This window comes from Accumulibacter sp. (genome assembly GCF_016789985.1).
In the GTDB taxonomy this organism is placed as follows: domain Bacteria; phylum Pseudomonadota; class Gammaproteobacteria; order Burkholderiales; family Rhodocyclaceae; genus Accumulibacter.
In genome coordinates, this window is sequence record NZ_JAEUOL010000017.1 from 1 (window position 1) to 5,136 (window position 5,136).

Consider the following 5,136-nt stretch of genomic DNA (forward strand, 5'->3'; position numbering starts at 1 on the left):
GTCGTTCAACGCGGGATTTTGCGATCAAAGGCTTTCCACAACCTGCCGCCCGTGCAAGGGCTGGACGTCACGGGAATTGTCGGGAAAGCGGGCGCGATAGCGTGCCAGTTGCGCGGCCGAAATCTCCAGCGGCTGCTTGAGAATGATCCAGTCGACACCCTCGGTGCACGGCGGCCCGGTGAGCGAACCGCTGTAGCGGTAGTAGCCGCGGTTGGCGGGCAGCAGACGACCGGGATCGACCGTGATTCCCGGTGGCGCATGATCGCCATCGGCAGGCGCGGGGATGAGTGGCATCAGCGAGCGCAAGAACGGGTTCTCGGCGCCCAGGCGAAACAGTACCACCACCGCCAGTAACTGCCCGGAGGCGCTCTTGTGCAGCAGATGGGCGGCCATCGGGAATGGTTCGCCGGCGATGCGATCGCCGCTCGGGGTGTGGAAGTGAAACTGTTGCAGGACATAACGCTGGCCGCCGATGGACAAGTGGTTGCCCCGGCCGAAACGGACGCGCGCCGTGTGGCCGTCGTCGGCGATGAGCAAAGGCGCGCTGCGGTACGCGAAGGCGAGACCAGGCAGCTTCTGCCGTTGGCTGTTGGTGATGTCGATCGGCGATTGCCGGCGCCCGCTGTCGCAGGTCGCGGCCCAGGTGGTGGCCGTGCACAACAGCAACAACCCGAAGCAAACCCTGATCGTCACGTGCAACGGCAGCTTGGTGGTGCCGGGCATCGTTTCCGGCTATCTGGTCAAGGCCATGAACAGCTCCGGCAACTTTGCCGGCAAGCGCTCGACATGGTCGATCACCGAATATCGTCGGCCGAAGATGTCGCTCACGTAGTCATCCGCCTTGCGGTCGAGACTGATGCAATGGGTGAAGATGCCTTGCCGCTCGAGTTCGCTGACCGACTTGCGGGCGTCCTCGATCAGCAGCCGCTCGTCCGGTGTATCGACGTCGGCTGGCTGTCCATCGGTGAGGATGAGCAGCAGTCTCTTTTCGGCTTTCTGCGCGGAGAGGTAGTGCGCGGCATGGCGCATCGCCGCACCCATGCGTGTCGAGTAGCCGGCCTGCATGGCCGCCAGGCGACTCTTGACGGTTTCGCCCCAGTTCTCGCTGTAGCCCTTGAGATGCAGGTACCGCACGTCGTGCCGGGTATCGGAATGAAAGCCGGCGATGGCCAGCGGATCACCGAGTTGTTCGATCGTCCAGGCGAGCAGCGACACCGCCTCCTGGCTCAACTCGAGGACGCTTTGTTCGCCGTCGCCGACCCGGACCTTGTCGCGCAACGACTCGGAGAGGTCGAGGAGGAGGAGCACCGCCAGATTGCGACCGCTGGTGCGATGGCTCATGTTGATCCGCGGGTCGGGGTAGGTGCCGCCCTTGAAATCGATCAGCGAGCGGATGGCGATGTCGAGATCGAGTTCACTGCCGTCTTCCTGGTAGCGGATGCGCGTCTTGTCCTGCGGTCGCAGAAGGTCGAGCAGACGTTTCAGCCGCCTGGCCAGCACGGCGTGTTTGGCGAGGAGGCGGTCGATGGTGGCGGCATCGCCACTCGGGTGCAGCGATTCGTAGAGGCTGACCCAGTCCGGACGGTAGGTCTGGCTCTGGTAGTCCCATTCGGGGTAGTGGCGCGGCGGCAGCCGGTCGGGCTCGGTGACGGCTGCCGCCGGACGGTGCTGCTCGAACATCTCTTCGTCGTCACTGAGTTCGTGGAAGCGCCAGAGGTGGCGATTGTCGTCGCGGTAGTCGATCTCGGTGTCGGTGAAATGAACCTCGGCCAGTTGGTCGCTCTGGCGTCGTGTCCGGGCGACGAAGGAGAGCGCCAGCGCGGCGATTGCCGCGCTGCTCGAATCTCCCTGCGCCAGGGTTTCCTGGAAACGGCGGACGAAATCGTGCAGCGCCTCGTCCCGGTAGCCGTGTTGCGGGTCGAGCAGGGCGCACGAGAGCATCGCCAGGCGATGACGCAGGCAGGACTGCGTTGCCGGATCGCAGGCGCCTTCAACCGGCCGCGGGTGCAGGGCCAGGAAGCTGCGGCGCAGGCCGGGGTACCGGCGCAGGATCAGCGCGTCGATGCGGCTGTCTTCGAAGAACTCGATGGTCATGCGCTGTTGCGGGCTGAAATTGTCGGCGAACATCGGCGTGCTCCAGCGCCGATGGCCGGCGATGTGCGCCAGAGCGGCTCGGTAGCGGTCGATGCCGCTGACGCCGCGCGCATCGTCAAGCGCGTCGGGCAGCCGTATGCCGGACGGGTCATCATGGGGGACGCTGCGGCCTGATTGGTCGAGGCTGGTGGTGAAGGGCACCAGTTGCGCGCTGGTCTGCCACATGCCGCGCAGATAAAGATCGAGCCGCCGTTCGTTGTCGACCAGCAAGGTGCCATGACGCTCCCGCTGCAGCACTGCGCGGCTGTCCGGCGACTGCAGGCTGAAATAGGCGTGCTGGCGCTCGGGGTGCTTTGGATAGTTGCGGATTCCATAATCGACCCAGTTCTGCAAGCCGGCGATGGTCAGTGCATTGAGCAGCAGAGGTGCCTGGATGAAGAACGCGGGTAGGCCGGGGCTGGCGAAAGTCTGATGAATACCATGCACCGAACCGGTGGTCCGTGCCATGAAGTCCAGCGTCAGGTCCAGGTAGTGCTGCATCTGCTCGCGTGCGGCGAGGCGGCGGGCGACAGCCGCCAGTGTCTGCAGGAAGGGGGTGATCGCCTTGCCGTTGGGGGACTTCCACAGCGTGCGAATGGTGTGTTCGATCGCCGGCAGCGCGTCCTCGCCGAGAAGGCGGGCGATCGTTGGCCACTCTTCGAGAAACAGCAGCAGCGGTTCGACGCCGCGTCCCATGTGGCCCAGAAAGCGCGCGCAGTCGAGATAAGCGTCGATGCCTGCCGGGGAGAGAACGGCCAGGGCGTCGAGCAGGCAGGGCTCGAAGACTTCGGCAAGTTGCGGAAAACGGCAATCGAGCCGCGCGCGGTACGCTGCCAGACGTTCGCCCCAGGAGCTGTCCGGTAAGCCGCTGGTCGACATGCCGGGTCTCGCCGCCGCCTATGCGAAGGTCGCGTCGATCGCGTGATCGAGCGTGTCACGGATGTCGCGGTCGTCGGTGATCGGCCGTACGAGCGCCATGCGGCAGGCGTCGCCGGGGCTCACTCCACCCTTGATCAGGGTCGCCGCATAGACCAGCAGGCGGGTCGAGATGCCTTCGTCGAGACCGTGGCCCTTCAGTCGCCTGGCGGCAGCGCCGATGCTCACCAGTTGCGCAGCGGTGGCGTGGTCGATGCCGCTTTCCGTGACCAGGATCGTCGTCTCCAGTTGCGCTTCCGGATAGTCGAACTCGAAGGCAGCGAAGCGCTGCTTGGTCGACTGTTTCAGATCCTTCATCAGGCTCTGGTAGCCCGGGTTGTACGAAATGACCAGCTGGAAGTCGGGGTGGGCAGGGATCAATTCTCCCTTCTTGTCGAGCGGCAGGGTGCGGCGATGGTCGGTGAGCGGATGAATGACGACCGTCGTGTCCTGGCGGGCTTCGACGATCTCGTCAAGGTAGCAGATGGCGCCGATGCGCGCAGCGGTGGTCAGTGGTCCATCGAGCCAGCGCGTACCGTTGGCTTCGAGCAGGTAGCGCCCGACCAGATCGGAGGCGGTCATGTCTTCATTGCAGGCCACGGTGATCAGCGGCTTGCCGAGTTTCCACGCCATGTACTCGATGAAGCGCGACTTGCCGCAGCCGGTGGGTCCTTTGACCATCACCGGTAGCCGTGCCGTGTAGGCGGCTTCGTAAAGCGCGATTTCGTTGCTCTGTGGTTGGTAGAAGGGTTGTTCGAGAACCCTGAACTGCTCCTTGTCGGTCATGGATGGTCTCGCAGTGTTGGGTGTGCTGGGTGCCGGGCGCTCAGCCAGCGCCGCCGGCTTTGCTCGAGCGCTGCGGCGAGCCGGCTTGATCGGTCAGCGATGGGTGCCGAGTTTTTCACGCCAGCCCGGATAGAGCTTGTCGGCGTCGCCGGGGAAAGACTCGAAGGCACGCGCGAATTCCTGGTGCTCTCTGGCCCATTCGATCGGGTCGGCGCCGGTTTTCCAGCACTCATAGGCCTGGCGCAGGGAGATGGCCCCCGCCGCCGGGCTGTCGATGTGTCCATAGGAACCGCCCCCCGAGGTGTTGATCACGTTGCCGTGGCCGAGGTTGGCGAAAAAGCCTGGCAGACGCAGAGCATTCATGCCTCCGGAAATGATCGGCGTCGTCGGCTTCATGCCGTACCATTTCTGGTAATAGACCGGACCCTGATACTCGTCGCGCTCGATGACATAGGCGATGGCGCGATCGTCGGCACTACCTTCCATCTTGCCGTAACCCATCGTCCCGACGTGGATTCCCGAGGCACCCTGCAGGCGGGACATCTTGGCCAGCACGTAGGCATCATAGCCGCGCTTCGAGCTTGGTGAGGTAACGGCGCCGTGCCCGGCACGGTGGTAGTGCAGGTACTGGTTCGGGTATTGCCGGCGCGCGGTGGTGACCATCCCGGGGCCGCCGACATAGCCGTCGACCAGGAAAGCGACCTTGTCGGCATCGGGCCCGAAGGTCTCGAGAATGTAATCGGCACGGGCGCACATCTCGTAGTGGTCATCGGCGGTGATGTTGGCCGAGAACAGTTTTGCCTGGCCGGTTTCATCCTGTGCGCGCTTCATCGCGTCGTACACCAGGGGCATTACCTTCTTCATCGGTGCAAAAACCTGATTGCCCTGCGGTTCATCGTTCTTGATGAAATCGCCACCGAGCCAGAACTGGTACGCGGCCCTGGCGAATGGCTCGGGACGCAGGCCGAGCTTGGGCTTGATGATCGTGCCGGCGATGTAACCGCCATCCTTGATCGGCCGCCCGAGCACGCGCCACATGTCCGAGATGTCCTTGGCCGGCCCGTCGAAGAGCTGGATCGCCCGTTCGGGCATGTAGAAATCGTAGATCTTGGCGTGTTCGATGTCGCCCATTCCCTGGTTGTTGCCGATCACCAGGGTGAGAAAGGAGACGATCATCATCCGTCCGTCGGTAATGTTGCGGTCGAACAAGTCAAGCGGGTAGGCGATGCGCATTTCTTCGCTCGCCTCGTCGATGTGGTACACCAGTGCATCAACGCCGCGCGTGAAGTCGTCGGTGGTGCA

Annotated in this window: 4 protein-coding genes; all 4 read right to left on the reverse strand. The window is 64.0% G+C overall.

Annotation, left to right across the window (positions count from 1 at the left end):
* Window positions 1-24: 24 nt before the first annotated feature.
* Complete coding sequence (locus JNK99_RS01045; protein WP_291847344.1) at window positions 25-723, reverse strand: carbonic anhydrase family protein; 699 nt, start codon at window positions 721-723, stop codon at window positions 25-27.
* 9 nt (window positions 724-732) lie between these two features.
* Window positions 733-3,012 carry a nitric oxide reductase activation protein NorD gene (locus tag JNK99_RS01050; RefSeq protein WP_291847347.1) on the reverse strand — a complete coding sequence of 760 codons (2,280 nt, stop codon included), beginning with the start codon at window positions 3,010-3,012 and terminating at the stop codon, window positions 733-735.
* A gap of 18 nt (window positions 3,013-3,030) precedes the next feature.
* Entirely contained in the window at window positions 3,031-3,834 is an 804-nt protein-coding gene (locus tag JNK99_RS01055) for a CbbQ/NirQ/NorQ/GpvN family protein (RefSeq protein ID WP_291847350.1), read from the reverse strand.
* Between the two features lie 93 nt (window positions 3,835-3,927).
* Window positions 3,928-5,136: ribulose-bisphosphate carboxylase (locus JNK99_RS01060; RefSeq protein ID WP_291847353.1), on the reverse strand; the 1,209-nt coding region annotated here is incomplete at its 5' end.

Bases quoted from the DNA above. Each gene is read 5' to 3' on its own strand.
- JNK99_RS01055 (WP_291847350.1), bottom strand. From the start codon at position 3,834: ATGACCGACAAGGAGCAGTTCAGGGTTCTCGAACAACCCTTCTACCAA.
- JNK99_RS01050 (WP_291847347.1), bottom strand. From the start codon at position 3,012: ATGTCGACCAGCGGCTTACCGGACAGCTCCTGGGGCGAACGTCTGGCA.
- JNK99_RS01045 (WP_291847344.1), bottom strand. From the start codon at position 723: ATGCCCGGCACCACCAAGCTGCCGTTGCACGTGACGATCAGGGTTTGC.